The 16917-nt window shown below is 67.9% G+C and carries 15 protein-coding genes; 3 read left to right on the forward strand and 12 right to left on the reverse strand.

Features of this window, described 5'->3' with window-relative positions; genetic code table 11:
• Positions 1 to 5: 5 nt before the first annotated feature.
• The 4 genes from ABLE92_RS06020 to ABLE92_RS06035 are packed head-to-tail and all read right to left on the reverse strand — an operon-like array spanning position 6 to position 5399.
• Positions 6 to 896, reverse strand: coding sequence for a glycoside hydrolase family 16 protein (locus tag ABLE92_RS06020; protein ID WP_348803764.1), 891 nt, complete (start codon positions 894 to 896; stop codon positions 6 to 8).
• Positions 897 to 931: 35 nt separating this feature from the next.
• Positions 932 to 1129, reverse strand: a complete 198-nt coding sequence (locus ABLE92_RS06025; protein ID WP_348803765.1) for a hypothetical protein — start codon at positions 1127 to 1129, stop codon at positions 932 to 934.
• Positions 1126 to 3342 (reverse strand): hypothetical protein, encoded by a 2217-nt coding sequence (locus ABLE92_RS06030; RefSeq protein ID WP_348803766.1) that lies wholly within the window; start codon positions 3340 to 3342, stop codon positions 1126 to 1128. Before ABLE92_RS06030 ends, ABLE92_RS06025 begins: the two co-directional genes overlap by 4 nt.
• Positions 3339 to 5399 (reverse strand): glycosyltransferase, encoded by a 2061-nt coding sequence (locus tag ABLE92_RS06035; RefSeq protein ID WP_348803767.1) that lies wholly within the window; start codon positions 5397 to 5399, stop codon positions 3339 to 3341. The genes ABLE92_RS06030 and ABLE92_RS06035 overlap by 4 nt, the downstream gene beginning before the upstream one ends.
• A gap of 176 nt (positions 5400 to 5575) precedes the next feature.
• Here ABLE92_RS06035 and ABLE92_RS06040 point away from each other — a divergent pair, with 176 nt between their 5' ends.
• Positions 5576 to 7204 carry an ABC-F family ATP-binding cassette domain-containing protein gene (locus ABLE92_RS06040; protein WP_348803768.1) on the forward strand — a complete coding sequence of 543 codons (1629 nt, stop codon included), beginning with the start codon at positions 5576 to 5578 and terminating at the stop codon, positions 7202 to 7204.
• A 296-nt stretch (positions 7205 to 7500) separates the two neighbouring features.
• On the opposite strand, the gene ABLE92_RS06045 is transcribed toward ABLE92_RS06040, so the two are convergent.
• The 3 genes from ABLE92_RS06045 to ABLE92_RS06055 all read right to left on the reverse strand — a co-directional run bounded on the left by ABLE92_RS06045 (position 7501) and on the right by ABLE92_RS06055 (position 9455).
• The gene (locus ABLE92_RS06045) at positions 7501 to 8082 is read right to left on the reverse strand and encodes a class F sortase (RefSeq protein ID WP_348803769.1); all 582 of its coding nucleotides are present in this window, start codon (positions 8080 to 8082) and stop codon (positions 7501 to 7503) included.
• A gap of 47 nt (positions 8083 to 8129) precedes the next feature.
• Complete coding sequence (locus ABLE92_RS06050; RefSeq protein ID WP_348803770.1) at positions 8130 to 9026, reverse strand: MSCRAMM family protein; 897 nt, start codon at positions 9024 to 9026, stop codon at positions 8130 to 8132.
• A 135-nt stretch (positions 9027 to 9161) separates the two neighbouring features.
• Positions 9162 to 9455 carry a hypothetical protein gene (locus tag ABLE92_RS06055; protein ID WP_348803771.1) on the reverse strand — a complete coding sequence of 98 codons (294 nt, stop codon included), beginning with the start codon at positions 9453 to 9455 and terminating at the stop codon, positions 9162 to 9164.
• Positions 9456 to 9492: 37 nt separating this feature from the next.
• Here ABLE92_RS06055 and ABLE92_RS06060 point away from each other — a divergent pair, with 37 nt between their 5' ends.
• The gene (locus ABLE92_RS06060; RefSeq protein WP_348803772.1) at positions 9493 to 9765 is read left to right on the forward strand and encodes a hypothetical protein; all 273 of its coding nucleotides are present in this window, start codon (positions 9493 to 9495) and stop codon (positions 9763 to 9765) included.
• Positions 9766 to 9994: 229 nt separating this feature from the next.
• On the opposite strand, the gene ABLE92_RS06065 is transcribed toward ABLE92_RS06060, so the two are convergent.
• Positions 9995 to 11542 carry an AMP-binding protein gene (locus ABLE92_RS06065; protein ID WP_348803773.1) on the reverse strand — a complete coding sequence of 516 codons (1548 nt, stop codon included), beginning with the start codon at positions 11540 to 11542 and terminating at the stop codon, positions 9995 to 9997.
• 121 nt (positions 11543 to 11663) lie between these two features.
• On the opposite strand from ABLE92_RS06065, the gene ABLE92_RS06070 reads away from it, so the two are divergent.
• Positions 11664 to 12506, forward strand: a complete 843-nt coding sequence (locus ABLE92_RS06070; protein ID WP_348803774.1) for an alpha/beta fold hydrolase — start codon at positions 11664 to 11666, stop codon at positions 12504 to 12506.
• Here ABLE92_RS06070 and ABLE92_RS06075 read toward each other — a convergent pair.
• The 4 genes from ABLE92_RS06075 to ABLE92_RS06090 are packed head-to-tail and all read right to left on the reverse strand — an operon-like array spanning position 12413 to position 16915.
• Positions 12413 to 13549, reverse strand: a complete 1137-nt coding sequence (locus ABLE92_RS06075; RefSeq protein ID WP_348803775.1) for a pyridoxal phosphate-dependent aminotransferase — start codon at positions 13547 to 13549, stop codon at positions 12413 to 12415. The two genes, ABLE92_RS06070 and ABLE92_RS06075, sit on opposite strands and share 94 nt — an antisense overlap.
• On the reverse strand, positions 13546 to 14574 hold the full coding sequence (locus ABLE92_RS06080; RefSeq protein ID WP_348803777.1) for a 3-oxoacyl-ACP synthase III family protein: 1029 nt from the start codon (positions 14572 to 14574) through the stop codon (positions 13546 to 13548). Before ABLE92_RS06080 ends, ABLE92_RS06075 begins: the two co-directional genes overlap by 4 nt.
• On the reverse strand, positions 14571 to 15233 hold the full coding sequence (locus ABLE92_RS06085; protein ID WP_348803778.1) for an SRPBCC family protein: 663 nt from the start codon (positions 15231 to 15233) through the stop codon (positions 14571 to 14573). The genes ABLE92_RS06080 and ABLE92_RS06085 overlap by 4 nt, the downstream gene beginning before the upstream one ends.
• Positions 15230 to 16915: a thiamine pyrophosphate-binding protein gene (locus tag ABLE92_RS06090; RefSeq protein ID WP_348803779.1), complete on the reverse strand. Its 1686-nt coding sequence runs from the start codon at positions 16913 to 16915 to the stop codon at positions 15230 to 15232. The genes ABLE92_RS06085 and ABLE92_RS06090 overlap by 4 nt, the downstream gene beginning before the upstream one ends.
• Positions 16916 to 16917: the final 2 nt, after the last annotated feature.

Genomic DNA, 16917 nt, shown 5'->3' on the forward strand with positions numbered 1-16917 from the left:
CGAGATCACCTGTCGCGGAGCTGGATCGCGCCCCGGGTCGGCCGGAGGTATCCGGCGCGGGTGAACGCGGCCACGTCATCGACCGGTGCGTAGACCGTCACCCAGTCGATGTCGACCTCGGCGGTGACCGGACGCGGTTCACCGGCCGCGCACGGTGTCATTCCCCAGTCCGCGCGCCGTTCACATGCGCCGGCCTCCACCTGCATGCCCAACCACATGGGAATCGTCGGTACCATCTCGGCCGAGCGGACCTCGGCCCACACCTTGCCGTCGAGGAGGTACCGGATCAGTCCGGGAAGCCACTCGACACCGACGACATGCCAGTCGGCGAAGTCACCGGTGGCATCCGCCTGGGACTTGCGGTTCTCCCCGTCGTCCTTCCAATGCACGAACGCCGAGATCGCGTCTCTCCGTGAGGCGATGCTCTCGGCGAAGTCGATCTCCGGCGGCCACTCGTCGGATTTGGGCCACAACAGCATGTGGTAGGACAGATCCGCGCTCGGCGTCGCGCGCATGCGGATCTCCCACCGTCCGTAGGTCTGGGTGACCGGGTAATTCGAGACGCCCCCGGTGACCCATCCGGAGGGGGTCTTCTTGCCGGACAGACGCATCACGCCGGCGTCGACCGACACCATCGACTCATCCCAGTGGCCCACCGGATTGCCCCCGGGACTGCCGGAATAGGTACCCCACTGGTCGCCGAGATCGCACCGGTCGAACGTGTCGAGGAATGTTCGTTTCCACAGGGCACGGTCGACGGTCTCGGGGGTGGCACCGGATCCGTCCGGGCCGCGGTCGCTCAGACACGTCGTCCGGGCGGCATTGTGGAGACCGTGGCCGTCGCCGATGGTGCAACCATTGCTGATCATCGCCGACGCGGCGACGCCGATGACCATGGCCAGGCAACGTCTTCGGCGGTGTCCATGGCGCCTCACAGTGCCATTGCCGCCAACCGTTGCAAGGTCAGACACGCTGCCACGATGACGCATCCGGCGGTGACCAGGGTGAGTCGGTGGGCCAGCGTGCCCCGGCGGGATGCGCCGTCGGATCCCACCTCGAACTCGCGTAGCGCCGCACCCAGCACCAGCAGTACCGCGCTGATCACGAGCAGAACGACGGTGATGCTCACTGGTCCTCCAAAGGTGTTCCGGCGCGTAGGATCTCGACATTCTCGGTACGGACGACGAGGCGATATTCGCCGGTCCGTATCAGCCCGTCGACGGCGTCCCGAAGCGCGTCGGGTGACTGACCGTATTGCAGTTCGAGCATCTTCAATCCCTGATTGGTCACGTAGATATAGTCCGGCCATCGCTCGCGGGCGCACCGCGCGACGTCGTCGAGACACGGGAAGGAGTCGATGAAGGAGAACCGCGGCCCGTGTGGGTCGAGGATGCGCCGCACGCCGGTGCTCTGCGGTGCGTAGCTGAAACTCATCACCGTGGCGTCCGGCGGGACTGAGGCGATGAACTCGTCGGTCGTGGTGACCTCGTCGCGGGTGGTCGCCTCGAAGGCCGTGTTCAGACCGCGGTTGGTGGTCTCGAGCAGCGCCAGGATCATCACCACTGCCCACAGCAACCCGTATCCGAGGTATCGGAGGTGGGTGGCGCGTAGTCGTCGTCGCAGTGCGGCGCCGCCTGCGGCCAGTGCCAGCGCGGCGAACGGTCCCAGCACGGGAGACGCGAGCAGGAAGCAGCGGATGATCATCTCGCCGCCATAGCTCTGCAGGGCGACGAGGACGAAGGGTGCGGCGCAGAGCAACCCGCCGACCAGCCAGGCCTTCTTGGACCGCCAGATCAGCCAACCGATCAGTCCGACGACGGCGAAGCCACCGGAGGCGAGCATCCGCAGATACTGCATGCGGGTGTAGGTCGGATCGCCGCTGAGGCGATCGCCGAGGCCGGCCTCGACGGACTGACCCACCTTGCCCACCTCATCGACCAGGCTTTGCAGATGCCCGAGCCAGAAGTCGGTGGCGCCGTAGGAGAACCAGGCGGCGAAGATCAGTCCGGCCGCAAGCCACAGGGTGCGGTAGCGGGTGGTCCCGGTGGCGGCGAAGGCCGCCAGCGCCAGCACGGTGAGCATGGGCGTCATCTGGTGGGACACGGTGTTGGCCGCGATGATCACGATGAGGACCATCTCGATGCCCACCGTCCGGCCCGGACCGAAGCCCGGCACCCGCCCCGGAGTTCGGCGGAATCCGTTGACGATACCCGCGATCCGGCCACCGTCGAGTCGCGGCAACGGCGCGGCGCGCAACTGCCATAGCAGAGTGCCGAGGATGGCCGTGTATCCGATGATCGCCATGGACTGCGGCGAGAAGTAATCCTGCTGGTACCAATTGAACCCGTGGTAGAGCAGTACCGACACCCATGCGAGTCGGGCACGGCCGGTGATGGCGATCGCGATCGCGTAGATGCCGAATGACACGACGACCCCGGCGACGAACGGCGCCCAGAGCAGCACCGGCGTCAGGTCACCGATTCCGCCGACGACCTTCACGTGGGCCGACATCGTGAAGAATCCGGCCCAGCTGAAGCGGGCGTCGATCTGGTCGGGGAGATGGTGACTGGCGGCCAGGACGTCGATGAAGCCGCGGTGGACGAACGAGGTGGGGATGGATGTTTCGCCGGTGGCGCCGCCGACCAGCATCGAGTTGTAGGCCACCGTGACGACGGTGACGGCGCCGAGGACGAGGGTGTCGAGTCGTCGTGACAGCAGTGCCGCCACGATGACCGCGGCCAGCAGGCCGAGTCCGAGGAAATAGACGGGGTCGAGGGCGGGGATGACCCCGAATCGGCCGGTGTCGGCGACGTCGAGATCGGCGACGGCCAGCCCGAAGCATCCCAACGACGCGGCGAGCGCGGAGAGTTCCACCGCGCGGCGCCGGGTCCAATGGGCTCGGTCGAATCCGAATGAGCCCGTGCGGGTATGCGCGGGCAGGGTGCGACGGGCCCAGATGCAGGCGGCGAGCGAACCTGCGGTCAGAATCGCCTGGGAGCGCAGCGGACTCCACCAGTCGGCGACGATCGTGGTCTGGGTGAGCAGGACGGTCACCGACAACGAGATGGCGGGGATAAGGATCCCCGCCAGCGCTCGACCGGGGATCCGCAGCGCCACGACGATCGGGATGCCCGGCAGGGTGAGGATTCCGGCGAACACCAGAAGTGCGCGGACGGCGGCGGGAAGTGGGTCGGCACCGAGTCCGTCCAGCACATCGAGCACGAGAAGCGTTGCGGCCAGTACCCCACCGACGACGAGCGCTCCACCGGGCGGAAATCCGTAGGAGATGGGTGCATCCGGTGTGGTCTGCCGAGCCGAGGATCGTGAGACTGTGAGTGTCACGACGCGTGATCCGTCCGTGGCCCGGTGACCTGCTGCCGACGGCCACGGCAGCGGAGGTGGCCGCGGCCGAACAGCAGCGGACCCGCGAGATAGCCGCGCAATTCCAGGCTGCGCAGTTCGGCGGGCCACTGGGCACGCGAGAACGCCGAGGTGTTCTCCGACCCGGGAACGAGCAGCGCCCAGAGTCCGGCCGGGATCCGCTTGGCCACGGCAACGGCATGGCGGGAGAACAGCAGTTTGGTCACCGACGCCGACATTCCGGTGCCGTATCCGTAGGCCTGGGTCCGCAGATCGTCCATGTTGTCGCGGTGATAGTGGGTCACCACCGCATCCGGCCGGTACGCGATGGCCCATCCGGACAAGATGATCTCGCGCATGAGGTCAAGGTCCTCGCCGCCGTTGGACGCGGTGCCGGTCCCCAGTCGTTCGTCAAAATTGCCTGTGTCGGAGAGGATCTCGACATCCAGCGCGAAGTTGTTGCCGCTGCCGAGTTGTCCGGCGGTGTAGGGGAAGAAGAAGTTGTGCGGCCCGGCGACACCGGCGGCCACATGCTCCGGTTCGGGTGTCAACGCCCAGATCGTCGCGTCGGAGCCCTTGTCGAAAACCTTGGCATCCTCGAACAGTTCCTGGAGTTCGGTGGGAGTATCGATCCCCACCACGCGTCCGGTGACCGCCCCCACCGATCCGGTCGTATCGTCGGTGAACGCCCTGACGATGGTCGACACCCAGTCCGCCGCGGGTCTGGCGTCGTCGTCGGTGAATGCGACGACGCGACCGCGGGCCGCATGGATTCCGGCGTTGCGGGCCGCGGAGATGCCGGGAAACGTTTCATTGACGATGCGCAGACGCCGATCGTGCCGATCCGCGAGGATGACCGGGACCCGCCCATAGCCCGGGCGATTGTCCACCACGACGACCTCGATGTTCGGATGGTCTTGTGCCAGAGCGGCATCCACGGCGTCGATCAACAGGTCGCGGCCGATGGTGGGGATCACCACGGTCACCAGATCGTCGGGCGCGATCGAGGAGGCCCGCCGACGCCGCGACTGCGCCGGCACGAGCCGGGAGTCGGCGGCGGCGCGCCGGCGTGCACCGGCACCGGTGCCCCACGCGGTGCCGGCGGCGGTGACCGCGACCCCGATGATCATCATCGCCAGGCGGGCGGCGGCGGCCGGGTCGCCGCGCAGAACGTGGCAGAGGTAGCGCAGCACGCCGGAGCTGATGGTCCGCAGCACGTAGGACGTCTCGGCGGACAGCGCGTCGCCGGAACCGGCCATCCTCGACAGGACGGCCTTGGACTTGCCCTCGTTGAGGCACCGTCGCAGGAAGTAGCGGGTGGATTCGCGGTCGGCCGAGACACTGTGTGCTACGCCGAATCCGGCGTCGCGGATCACGCGCCCCCGCGGGAACGTGCGATGCAATTCGATTCCCATGAGTGTTTCCTCGCAACCCACCGGAAGGTCACCGACGCGGCCGAGTTCGGTGGCGAAACCGCCGATCTCCGCCAGGGCCGACCGGCGCACCGCCATGGCAGCGCCGATGGGATTGCGGATGTCGGCGCCGTCGTCGGCGATGCCGCGGTAGTCGCAGCCGACGACCCAGCCGAACTCGTCGGGGAACCAGCGGGGTGCGGTGCCGCCGGCCCACTCCGGTGTGACCGCCCCGCCGACGGCGACGACGGACGGATCGGCGAAAGCGCGGCGCACCGCCGCCAGACCGTCGCCGGCGAGGACCGCATCGTCGTCCAGGAAGACGAGAACGTCCTCGTCCGAACAGTCGAGGCCGGTGTTACGGGCGCCGGACAGGCCGCGGAGGTGGGCGTTGGGCACCACATCGACCCGACGCGCCCCGTCGTGGACCCGGCTCTTCACCCAGCCGAGCAGCTCATCGTTGTGGTCGGCGACCACGATCAGGCGGTCGTCTGTGCCGAGCTGAGCCGCCGCGGCGTCGATCGCGGCGCCCAGCAGATCCCGGCGTGCGGTGGTGTAGCAACAGATGATCACCCCGAGACTGATCGCACCGGCATCGGTGATTGCCGGCTGGTGGGGTGTGGTCACCGCGTATCTCCATCGGTCGGGCGCATCGGGTCGGGTCCAGGCACAAACGCTCCCCAATAAGGTGAGCCTAAGCTACTGTAGTGGACCCTTAGCGGCTCTACCCAATCGAGTGAGGTGACCGTCGCACGCGCTCGCCGATTCGGTCACCGTCGGTGGAGTCGATAGACTCGAACGTCGTGATCACCGCGACCGACCTCGAAGTCCGTGCGGGCGCCCGGACCCTGCTGTCGGCGCCCGGTTCCGCGCTGCGCATCCAACCGGGCGATCGCATCGGCCTGGTCGGGCGTAACGGAGCGGGCAAGACCACGTCGCTGCGCATCCTGGCCGGGGAGACCGAACCCTACGCCGGCACCGTGGTCCGCAGCGGCGAGATCGGCTACCTTCCGCAGGACCCGAAGGAGGGCGACCTGGAGGTGCTCGCCAAGGACCGGGTGCTGTCGGCGCGCGGCCTCGACGCCATCCTGCGGCAGATGGAGAAGCAGCAGGCACTCATGGCCGAGACCGCCGACGAGCGGGTCCGCGATCGTGCGGTGACCAAGTACGGGCAACTCGAGGAGCGGTTCTCGGCGCTCGGCGGCTACGTCGCCGAATCCGAGGCGGCGCGCATCTGTCACAGCCTCGGCCTGCCCGATCGCGTCCTCGGTCAGCCGCTGAGGACACTGTCGGGTGGACAGCGTCGTCGAATCGAGTTGGCCCGCATCCTGTTCGCCGCTTCCGACGGTGCCAGCAAATCGCAGACCACGTTGCTGCTCGACGAGCCGACCAACCACCTCGACGCGGACTCGATCACCTGGCTGCGTGGATTCCTGCAGAACCATGAGGGTGGACTCATCGTGATCAGCCACGACGTCGACCTGCTCGCCGACGTGGTGAACCGCGTGTGGTTCCTCGACGCGGTGCGCGGCGAGGCCGACATCTACAACATGGGCTGGAAGCGATACCTCGACGCCCGCGCCACCGATGAGCAACGTCGTAAACGCGAACGCGCCAACGCGGAGAAGAAGGCTTCGGCGCTGCGCACGCAGGCGGCCAAACTGGGCGCCAAGGCCACCAAGGCCACCGCGGCGCAGAACATGCTCAAGCGGGCCGACCGGATGCTCGATGCGCTCGACGAGGAGCGGGTAGCCGACCGGACCGCACACATCCGGTTCCCCGAGCCGGCCGCGTGCGGAAAGACCCCGCTGATGGCCTCCGGCCTGACGAAGAACTACGGCTCGCTGGAGATCTTCACCGGCGTTGATCTGGCCATCGACAAGGGCAGCCGGGTGGTCGTCCTGGGTCTCAACGGTGCGGGAAAGACGACGCTGCTCAAGCTGCTGGCCGGCGCCGAGGCCCCCGACACCGGCTCCATCGAACCCGGCTACGGACTCAAGATCGGCTACTTCGCCCAGGAACACGACACCCTCGACGACGCCGCGTCGGTGTGGGAGAACATCCGGCACGCCGCGCCGGACGCGGGGGAGCAGGATCTCCGAGGGCTGCTGGGCGCGTTCATGTTCTCCGGCGCCCAACTCGACCAGCCCGCGGGCACGCTGTCCGGCGGCGAGAAGACGCGCCTGACCCTGGCCGGGCTGGTGTCCTCGGCCGCCAACGTGCTGCTCCTCGACGAGCCGACCAACAATCTCGATCCGATCTCGCGTGAGCAAGTCCTCGAGGCTCTGCGCAGCTACACCGGAGCGGTGGTCCTGGTCACCCACGATCCCGGTGCGGCGGCGGCCCTGGAGCCGCAGCGGGTGATCCTGCTGCCCGACGGCACCGAGGACCACTGGAGTGACGAGTATCAGGAACTCATCGAGTTGGCCTGAGCACCACTCTCTTTCGCTGCGTCGACAGCGCCCTGAACCACGCTGACAGCGCTCTGAAATCCGTTGACAGCGCTCACTTTCGCGTTGACAGCGCTCTGAATTGCGTTGACAGCGCTTGCTTTCGCGTTGACAGCGCTCGCTTTCGCGTTGACGGCGCTCTGTGTCTTCCCAGCGCAACCTGCGGAGGTCTCGACACCTCCTCGGCTGGCGCCTCGTCGGGCTCGACCAACGGGTAGGCGAGCACAGTCAGTGGGTGGGTGGGCGCTGTCAACGCGATTGCGCATGCGGTCGGCGGTCTAGGAGCGGACCGCCCAGGCGATGATGTTGTCCCGATATCCGAGTGGTGGACCGACGAACGGTCCGCCGCAGGTCACCAGTGCCAGGGTCTCCGGTCCGTCGAGCCGGTTGAGTTGTGCTGCGGGGAAACCGTTCTCCTTGTCGGCGGTCTGGACATCCCGGACCCGGTACCGGACCGTCTCGCCGCCGGCAGTGTGCAGGGTGACCTCGGATCCCGGTGTCAGTGAACCGAATCGGGCGGCGAACCCCCGTCCCTGGTCGACGTCGTCGACGTGCCCGGTGATCACCACCGTGCCCGTTCCCGAACCGGGTAGCGCCGAGTCCACCCACCAGCCGAGGTGGCCGACATCCTGGGGCGGCAGCAATGCGCCGGAGGTGTCGGTGGCCACGGATTCGGTGGGGGCGGTCCCGCCACCCGCGGTCACCGAGGTAGGGGCGCCCGGATCGCCCGTTCGCGCACTGACCGGCGGACGCAGATCCGACTGTGCCACCGTGGAACTGCCGGGTTCGGATGACGGTGTGCCGGTGGTCGCGCAGCCGGTCAGGATCGCCGCGGCGAGGCAGACCAGGAGGAGAGCCATCCGGTGCAGCGGGCCGCGCGTAGGGTTCGCCGTGCTCACGATGGTCGTCACGGCTGGTTCACCGGTCCTGACGGGATCGACGAGAGTGGCACTCGGCCTGCGGGATTGCGTGAGCTGACATGCCCCGCGCGGGTGTTGTAGATCGACTGATCGGCGGTCTGGCCGCCGAGCACGTCGAAGGTGTAGGTCAATCCGTCGTTGAGATACCCTACCGGAGCTGCGATTTCGCGTGCGGTGTAGCAACCGCCGCGAACCCGTTTCGACGCGATGCCCTCGGCGTCGGTGGTGATCACGCCGAGGCCCTGCCCGTCGCAGGTCGCCACGGCGAACTGCGCGCCGGGCAACGTGTGGCCGTCGATCCGATCGCGTTTGGTGACCTGAAGCCAACCGAAGTTCAGTCCGCTGTCGGTGCGGGTGAAGGTGAACTCATGGCTCACCGTCTGCCCGGCGACGATGTCGACGGAGAATCCGCCGGAACCGACGAGCCGATAGCCGGCCGGAACGTCGGTGACGGTGATGCCGTACGACCCCGGGTAATTGTTGATCGACGCCGGAAGCGGAATCGGTTGGCTGCCCGACGGTCCGGCGAAGTCGATCACCACCCCGGGGACCGGGTTGCCGGCGGTGTCGCGGGTGGTGAGGTTCAGCGTTCCCTGGCCCTCCGGCGGCGTCGAAGTAGGACTGCTGGTCGATGGTGCCGACGGCGGAACCGAAACGCTGGTCGACGCGGGTGTCGACGGGGGAGCGGGATCGCTGCCGGTGGTGGATGGTGGTGTGGTTGCCGGTGACGGCGGTGTGGTCTGTGTGGTGGTGGACGCGATCGGCGGTGGGGTGGTGGTCGTGGTGTCGTCGGCCGCGGCGATGCCCGCTGTCATGGTGGCCACGACGAGCGCCACCGATGGGAGTGCAGCGGTGCGGATGACGCGGAAGTGCTTTCGGCTCATGATGATTCCCGAGGTCTCCCCGACCCTGGTTCGAATGCGGAGTGCCGGTGCCGGCATGGGGTGTGTCGCGCGACCCGGTCCGGTCGTTAGCCGTGCATAGGAAATGGGCGGACAATGTCATTCACGCGGCCGACGTCACGACCGCGTGATCGGACCCGACGGGATGGAGGTCAGCGGCACGCGGCCCGCGGGATCACGGCCGGGTACGGTTCCGCCAGGGGATCCCGGCGATGTCGATGCAGTGGTGAGATGCACCGTGTAGGTGACGGTTTCGCCGGGCGTGAGGCCGATGGTGAAGTCCGATGGACCGACGAGGGTGAGTCCGGCGGGAACGGTGAGTACCCGAACGGGGATCGAGTCGGTCGGCGAGTCGATGGTGGCAGGAAGCTCGTAGACGTACGGCGACGGTGCCGCGATGCGGACGGTCACCCCGGCGACGGTGTCATGGGCGCCGTCGAGGACGGCGGTGATCAGAGCACGGCGCAGCGGACTCGGGCTCGATTCGGACGACGACGTGACCGGTGGGCCGGGCGATGTGGTGGGGTTGGGGTGCGTGGACGGGCTGGGCTGCGTCGACGGATCGGCCGGTGTGGATGAGTCCGGGGCCGGCGTGGTGGTGGTATTGACCGGCTCGGCGGCAGCCGGGCCGACGCCGGCGATCAGCGATCAGCCGATCGTGGCGGTCAGGGCCATCGCGATTCGGATGGGAGGGCCTGTGTGGCAGCGGTTTCGATGGTGAGTTGGACGTCCGCCACGCGGCTGCGTGCGACGGTATTCGGTGAGTGTGCGCATGGCGCGGACTCGCGATCTCCCCGACCCGGAGTGGATCGTGTGGTCCCGACTGTGTGGTCCCGACTGTGTGGTCCCGACTGTGTGATCCCGACAAGGGGAATATCCGTCGGGCCGGGGAGATCGTTAGCGTCGCGCAGGAATGTTATGGGCTCGTGATCGTGGGCTACACCGGCGGCCTACACCGTCGAGGGCCAGTAGGACTTGCGCAGAATGCCCTTGACCAGCTTTCCGGTGGGTGTGCGGGGGAGTTCGTCGACGAAGTCGACCGACCGCGGAACCTTGTAGGTGGCGATGCGTGACCCGGTGAACTCGAGCAGTTCGGCGGCGAGTTCGTCGGACGGCGTGTACCCCGGGGCCAACTGCACGCAGGCCTTGGCGACCTCACCGAGATCGGCGTCGGGGACACCGATGACACCCACATCGAACACCGCGGGATGATTCACCAAGACGTTCTCGGCCTCCTGCGGGTAGATGTTGACGCCGCCGGAGATGATCATGAACGCCTTGCGATCGGTCAGATAGAGGTAGCCCTCGTCGTCGACGTATCCCACATCGCCGGTGGTGGACCACAATTCGTGTGCCGGGTGGCGGGCCTCGGCGGTCTTGGCCGGGTCGTTGTGATACTCGAAGGCCACCTCCTCGCGCTCGAAGTACACCAGCCCGACTTCGCCGACGGGGAGTTCGTTGCCGTCCTCGTCGCAGATGTGGACGACCCCGAGGAGCGGTTTACCCACCGAACCGGGGTGATCGAGGGCCTCCTGCGGGCCGATGAACGTCGCACCGGCGGCCTCGGTCGAGGCGTAGTACTCGTGGATGACCGGGCCCCACCACGCGATCATCGCCTGCTTGACCTCGACCGGACACGGGGCGGCGGCGTGGACGGCGAGCTTCATGCTGGAGACGTCGTAACGATCGCGAACCTCGCTCGGCAACTTGAGCATTCGGATGAACATCGTCGGCACCCACTGGCTGTGGGTGGCGCCGTACTTCTCGATCGCCGCGAGGGCGTCCTCGGGGTCGAACCGGTCCAGGAAGACCACGGTGCCGCCGACCGAGTTGGTCACACCGCAGTACCGCAGTGGCGCAGCGTGATACAGCGGAGCGGGGGAGAGGTACACCGAGTTCTCGTCGAATCCGTACATCGGGGCGAAGATCGCGGTGTAGGCGTCCGGGATCTCGTTGACCTGGCCCTGGGGCAGCGGAGTCTGAATTCCCTTGGGGCGTCCGGTCGTACCCGAGGAGTAGAGCATGTCGGTGCCGCGCGGTTGATCGGTGCGCGGTTGCGCGGAGGCGCTCGCGAGGACGGCGTCGTAGGACTCGAAGCCCGCGATGTCGCCGCCCCACGCAATGCGGTGGCCCGGCACGGCGAGAGCGGAGATGTCGCCGCTCTTCTCGACGGCGGCGGCCACCGAGGCGCCGGCGAACAGCACCTGGGCGTTGGAGTCGGTGAGGATGTAGTTCGTCTCCTCCGCGGTCAGATGATGGTTGATGGCGGTGATGTAGAGCCCGCTGCGGAGCGCGGCCCAATAGGCCACGAACATGTGCAGATCGTTCTCGGAGATCATGGCGATGCAGTCGCCGGGCTTCAGCCCGAGGGTCTCGAGGTGATTGGCCAGTCGGGTGGAGTACTCGTCGAGCTCGGCGTAGGTGAGTTGCTCGCCGGTGGACGCGCGGATCACGGCGGGCTTGTCGGGGGTACGGGCAGCAAAAACTCCAGGGAACACGCTCACTCCTCGGTGACGAACGACACAAGTAGAACTCAGGTTATAGCGAGCGTTCGCTCGGCGGGGCCGATTTGTCCGATGTGCGACCGGTGAGTTCCACGGTCGGCGACGGTCATCACGTATGACCGCACGTATGACCGCGGCGCACGTACCCGACCACTCGGCACCACCGGCCACACACCACCACCACGAGAGGCCCGAGATGACCACGATCGACCTGTACCACGAGATCCACGGACCCGACGACGGTTCCACACCGCTGGTCCTGGTACACGGCGGCGCCGGTGTGATCGACGTCGACTGGGGTCACGGGATCCGCGTGCTGTCCCCACACCGCACACTGATCGCCGTGGAGTTGCAGGGACACGGCCACACCCCACACCATCGCCGGCCGTACACCTTCGACAACTCCGCCGCCGACATCGCGGCGCTGGTGGAGTCACTCGGTGTGGGACAGGTCGACATCATGGGCTTCTCCAACGGCGGGCCGACGGTCCTGCGGTTCGCGTTGAGTCGGCCCGAGCTCACCAGGCGTGTGGTGGTGGCCTCGGGTTTCACGCGCCGCGACGGCATGATCGACGGTTTCTGGGACTCCTTCGACGATCCGGATCCGGACGGGGTGCCGCCGCTGCTCGCCGAGGCCTATCGCCGAATCAACCCCGCCCCGGACGACTTTCGCCGGATGTTCGAACTCGACGTCACCCTGATGCGTGGATTCGTCGACTGGACCGACGCCGCCCTGGCGAACCTGCGTGCGCCGACGATGTTCGTCGGCGGTGACCACGACATCGTCCGCGGCGAACACACCCTCGCGATGAGCCGGCTCGTCCCGGATGGTCGAGCGCTGGTGGTGCCCGCGGCACACGGTGACTACCTGGGTGCGGTGGTCGCCGACGAACTCGATGAGGCCCTCGTCGACTCCGCCTGGCGGCTGATCACCCGATTCCTCGACGGCGACTCGTGAGTGCGGGGCAGACCGGCTTTCCGCGTGCGAACGACGGTACCGATGATCCGCTCGGTGACCGCACGGTCGAGGACCGTCAGGAGGAAACCGTCCGAGCCACAGAACCTGCCGTGGATCCCGTTCGCGGCCAGCGCCCGTCCCACGGCGAGGCCGTCGGCACCCGGTAGGTAGACGAAGTTGGCGTGGCCGTCGAGGACCTGCACACCCACGGAGGCGAGGGACCGTGCGAGGTGTGTGCGTTCGGCGCGAACGGCCGACATCCGCGCGTCGAGTTCCCGGTGGGCCAGCAGTGCCACCGGCGCCGCGGCGGCCGCGGCCGCGCTGATCGCGAAGGGTATCTCCTGGCTGCGTGCGCCGGCCACCGCCGACGGCGCGCCGAATGCGTACCCGATCCGGACCCCGGCGAGGGCATGGGCCTTCGAGAAGGTGCGTAGCACACAGACATTCGGGAACTCCGCGGCAATGGCCAGTGCATCGACCGGGCGCTCGCAGTACTCGATGTAGGCCTGGTCGAGGATCACCGAAAGCGCCGTGTCGAGATCCGCGAGGAACGCGCGCAGGCGCGACTCGCCGAGCACGGCGCCGGTCGGATTGTGCGGTGAACACAGGATCACCGCGGCCGACGAGGAGTCGACCGCAGCGGCCAGGGCATCGAGGTCGGGACATCCATGCTCGTCGAGAGGTGTGGTGACGAGTCGCACGCCGAGGATCCGCGCGAGAATGCCGAACCCGTCGAAGGTCGGGGCGGGTGTGAGGATGGTGGGCCCGGCGATCCCGCGTCCACGGGCGCACAACACGGCGTCCGCCAGAATCGCCTGCGCCACCGCGGTTCCACCCGGACCGACCGTCACCTGGTCTGCGCCGATCCCCAGATGGGCGCCGATGGCCAGGCGCGGCCGGTCGGCGCTGAACTCCGGATATCGATGGGCGTCGCGGACGGCGGTCGCCATGGCCTCGACGACGGCGGGCAGCGGTGCGAACGCCGACTCGTTGAGGTCACACCGCACCGGCGTATCTGCGACGGTGGACCCGCGCGGGGTCACGACCGTCCGGACCAACGCACCGCGCAGGCCGCGGCGAAGTCACCGGCGTGGGCGAAGGCCGACATCATGATGACGTCACCGTCGGCGACCTTGCCGCTGTCGACGAGGGCGTCCAGCGTCATCGGGATACCGACCGCGAACAGATTGCCGCAGTCGTCGAAGGTGTCCGGATGCCGTGACTCCGGCAACTCGAGGGCCTCGCGCCAGTTCCGGAGGAAGATGCGGTTCGGCTGATTGGTGATGAACCAGTCCAGATCCCGCGGCGCCACCGGGATTCGGCCGGCGACCTCGTAGGACACCTCCGGCACGAGACGGTTTCCGCGGGAAAGCACCTTGGCGATCTTGGCGTCGGTGAAGCCGACGTGGATCTGGCCGGGGCCGGCCTCCCAATACTTGCGTGGCGGATCGCTGACCGCGGTCATATCCGCCGAGTACTCCCCGAATGACCGGCACACCGTGGCCAGCACCGGATTGCACCCGTCGAGGGTGAGCACGGCCACCGCGGCACCATCCCCGGGAATCGCCGCCTGCGCCTTGGGCCGCACCTGTTCCTGCGTGAAGATCTGACCGGCGGTGTTGGTGGCCACCCCGATCAGTGCCTTGCCTCCGCCGCGGACGCGCAGGAGTGCGCCGGCGATCTCGATCATGTGCACGAAGGCGGCGCATCCGCCGTTGTGGACGTCGAGGACGGTCGTCGGCCGCAACCCCAGGCGATGGGCCACCTCGCCCACGCATCCGCGCACCGGGACCTCGGGAAGCTGGCTGTGGGTGAGCACCACGTCCACGTCGTCGAGGTAGTCCGAACCGTGCCGATCGGCCAATACCGCTGCCGCAGCGACGATCATGTCGGCCGAGGTCTCCCCGTCCGCCGCATGATGGCGGTGTGCGGGGGCTCGGAACATCACATTGTCGGCGAGTGCGTCGTCGGCCGCATACTCGGCGAACCACGTGGCCGGTACCCGGTTGGTGGGGCGGTAGGTCGCCACGTCGGCCAGGCTGATCGCGGGGCTGATCGAGGCGGTCATGAACGCATCCATTCCGGGGTGAGGGGAAGACCGGCGCGGTGCCGGGACTCGGCAATCGCGGTGAGATTGTCGAGTTCGACCTGATGCCCGGCGGCGAACATGTCCCAGAGATCGCCGACCCACTCCTCCCGGCCCGCGGGGGCGGTATCCGGGTAGGGGTTCGAGTCATAGAACGGGTGCCGGCAGTTGGTCCACGTGACCACCGAACCGGGGCGATTCAGGACCACCTGCGCATCGACGACCCGCATGAGATAGACCATCCACAGGTGATCGGGTTGGTCCCACGCGCAGTGATAGTCCACCGTCATCGCGTCATCGTGGGTGACGGCCCGCACGTAGATGTCGGTGTCGTCATTGAGGCGATCCTGGCCGAGGAACAGTCCGGGCGTCCGCGTGACGCGCAGACCCCGTGTGCTGTACGTCCATTCCTCGAGTGACCGGGGGTCGGCGAGCCATGCGTACAGCGGGCGCGGCGGCGCGTCGACGTAGCCCTGCACGGTGCAGTAGTCGCCGTAGATCTGCTGATGCGGATAGACCGACCGGATTCGGTCGACGAGCATCGGTGTCGACTCGGCCCGGGAATGGGTCTCGACCCTGATCACTCCCGGCAGGTGTTCTCCCTCGGGAAGATCCGACAATGCGGTGGTGGTCGTCGTCATGGGTGTCCTCTCAGAAACGGTGCAAACGGCGGTAGGTCGTCGGCGTCGACCTCGACGACGACGCAGTTCGGCCCGGGATGTGTCAGTGCGGCGCCGAGGGCCGCGTCGAGCTCGCCGGATTCGGTCACATGCCAGACGGTCAGCGTCGGGAACATCGCGTCGAGTCCGGCGGCGAAGTCGGTGTGCCGGAAGCTGTTCAGCGATGAGGTGGCCGGGAAGTACAGATCCTCGCGGGTGCGGCACATGCCGTGCGCGTCGTTGTTCGCCACCACGATCGTGATCGGCGCATCGTGCTCGATCGCGGTGTGGATCTCCATACCGTGCATCAGGAAGGAGCCGTCGCCGGCGATCACCACCGTGCGTCGTGGTGTATCCCCGTCGCCACCGGCGATGGCGACACCGACACCGGCCGCGATCGCGTATCCCATGCCGCCCATGCCCAGGGCCACGGCGAGCCGTCCGACACCGAAGGGCAGATGGTGGATCGCGGCGGCTCCGGTGTTGCCGGCGTCGGCGAACACCGCGGCGTCGTCGGGCAGTGCCGCGCCGACGGCCTCGATCACCGAACGCATGTCGGGGTGCGGGCCGTCGAATTTCGGGGTCACGAGGGCGACGACCTCCCGGGCGGCGGCTCCGGGCACGCACCTCGACTGTCGACGAACTCGTGAGACCACCTGTGCGAGAGCGTATTCGAGGTGATCGCAGCCGATGTGGCGAACGCCGCCGGTGCGCGGTGGATGCGCGCCGAGATGAACGACGGTCCGCTCGGCGAGGATGTCGTCGAGCCCGGCGCGATCGGTCAACGACATCCGGCAGCCGAGCACCAGGATCGTCGACGCTTCAGCCAGGGCGGCATGTGCCGACGGATGACCCATCACCCCCGTCACTCCCGCGCACCCGGGCCCGGCGACGTCCCGACCGCCCGGGGACACCACCGTGGTGGCGCCGAGCAGGTCGGCGAGCTCCGTCACCGCGCCACCAAGACGATGCCGTGCCGCCTCCTCACCCGACCAGATGCACACCTGACCGGGACCTGCTGTACGGCAGAGGGTTTCGGCGATGTGGTCCAACACGTCCGGGTCCGGATGAGCCGTTACATCGGCCGGGGCGTCGATATGCGCACGCCTGTTGCCTGCTTCTTCGGAAAAATGTTGTGCCGCAATATTCTTCGGTATCACGACGGCCGCCGGCAGCGATCGGCGCAGTGTCGCGGCGCCAGTGTCGAGTGCGGCGTCGACGTCGTCGACGGTGCGCACCACCGCAACGGCGCCGACAACCCCGGACAGCACCACCTCGAGATCGATGGTGTCCGGTGGCGACAGCATGTCCTGGAATCCGCCGCGGCCGACGGTGTTCGAGGGTGGTGCACCGATGACGGCGAGTACCGGCACCCGACTGTCATACGACTCGCCGAGTGCGGCGATGACGTTGAGGGCTCCGCCGCCCGAGGTGGTCAGCACCGCCGACGGCGCGCCTCGCATGCGGGCCACGCCGTCGGCCATCGCGCCGGCCGCGAACTCGTGTTTCGCGATCACCGGCGTGATGCCGGGGTGAGCCGATGCCGCGTCGAAGATGTCCTCGATGTTGGCGCCGTGCACCCCGAACACCGTCGAGATGCCCAGTTCGTACAGTCGTGCGCAGACATGATCGGCGACCCTGGCCGATCGCGCACCCGGCGTCATCT

Origin of the sequence: Gordonia oleivorans (assembly GCF_040044975.1) — a bacterium.
GTDB classification, from domain to species: domain Bacteria; phylum Actinomycetota; class Actinomycetes; order Mycobacteriales; family Mycobacteriaceae; genus Gordonia; species Gordonia oleivorans.

Coding starts and splice junctions, on each gene's coding strand:
- ABLE92_RS06045 (WP_348803769.1), bottom strand. CDS start 8,082: ATGGCTCTCCTCCTGGTCTGCCTCGCCGCGGCGATCCTGACCGGCTGC.
- ABLE92_RS06070 (WP_348803774.1), top strand. CDS start 11,664: ATGACCGCACGTATGACCGCGGCGCACGTACCCGACCACTCGGCACCA.
- ABLE92_RS06050 (WP_348803770.1), bottom strand. CDS start 9,026: ATGAGCCGAAAGCACTTCCGCGTCATCCGCACCGCTGCACTCCCATCG.
- ABLE92_RS06020 (WP_348803764.1), bottom strand. CDS start 896: ATGGTCATCGGCGTCGCCGCGTCGGCGATGATCAGCAATGGTTGCACC.
- ABLE92_RS06080 (WP_348803777.1), bottom strand. CDS start 14,574: ATGACCGCCTCGATCAGCCCCGCGATCAGCCTGGCCGACGTGGCGACC.
- ABLE92_RS06090 (WP_348803779.1), bottom strand. CDS start 16,915: ATGACGCCGGGTGCGCGATCGGCCAGGGTCGCCGATCATGTCTGCGCA.
- ABLE92_RS06085 (WP_348803778.1), bottom strand. CDS start 15,233: ATGACGACGACCACCACCGCATTGTCGGATCTTCCCGAGGGAGAACAC.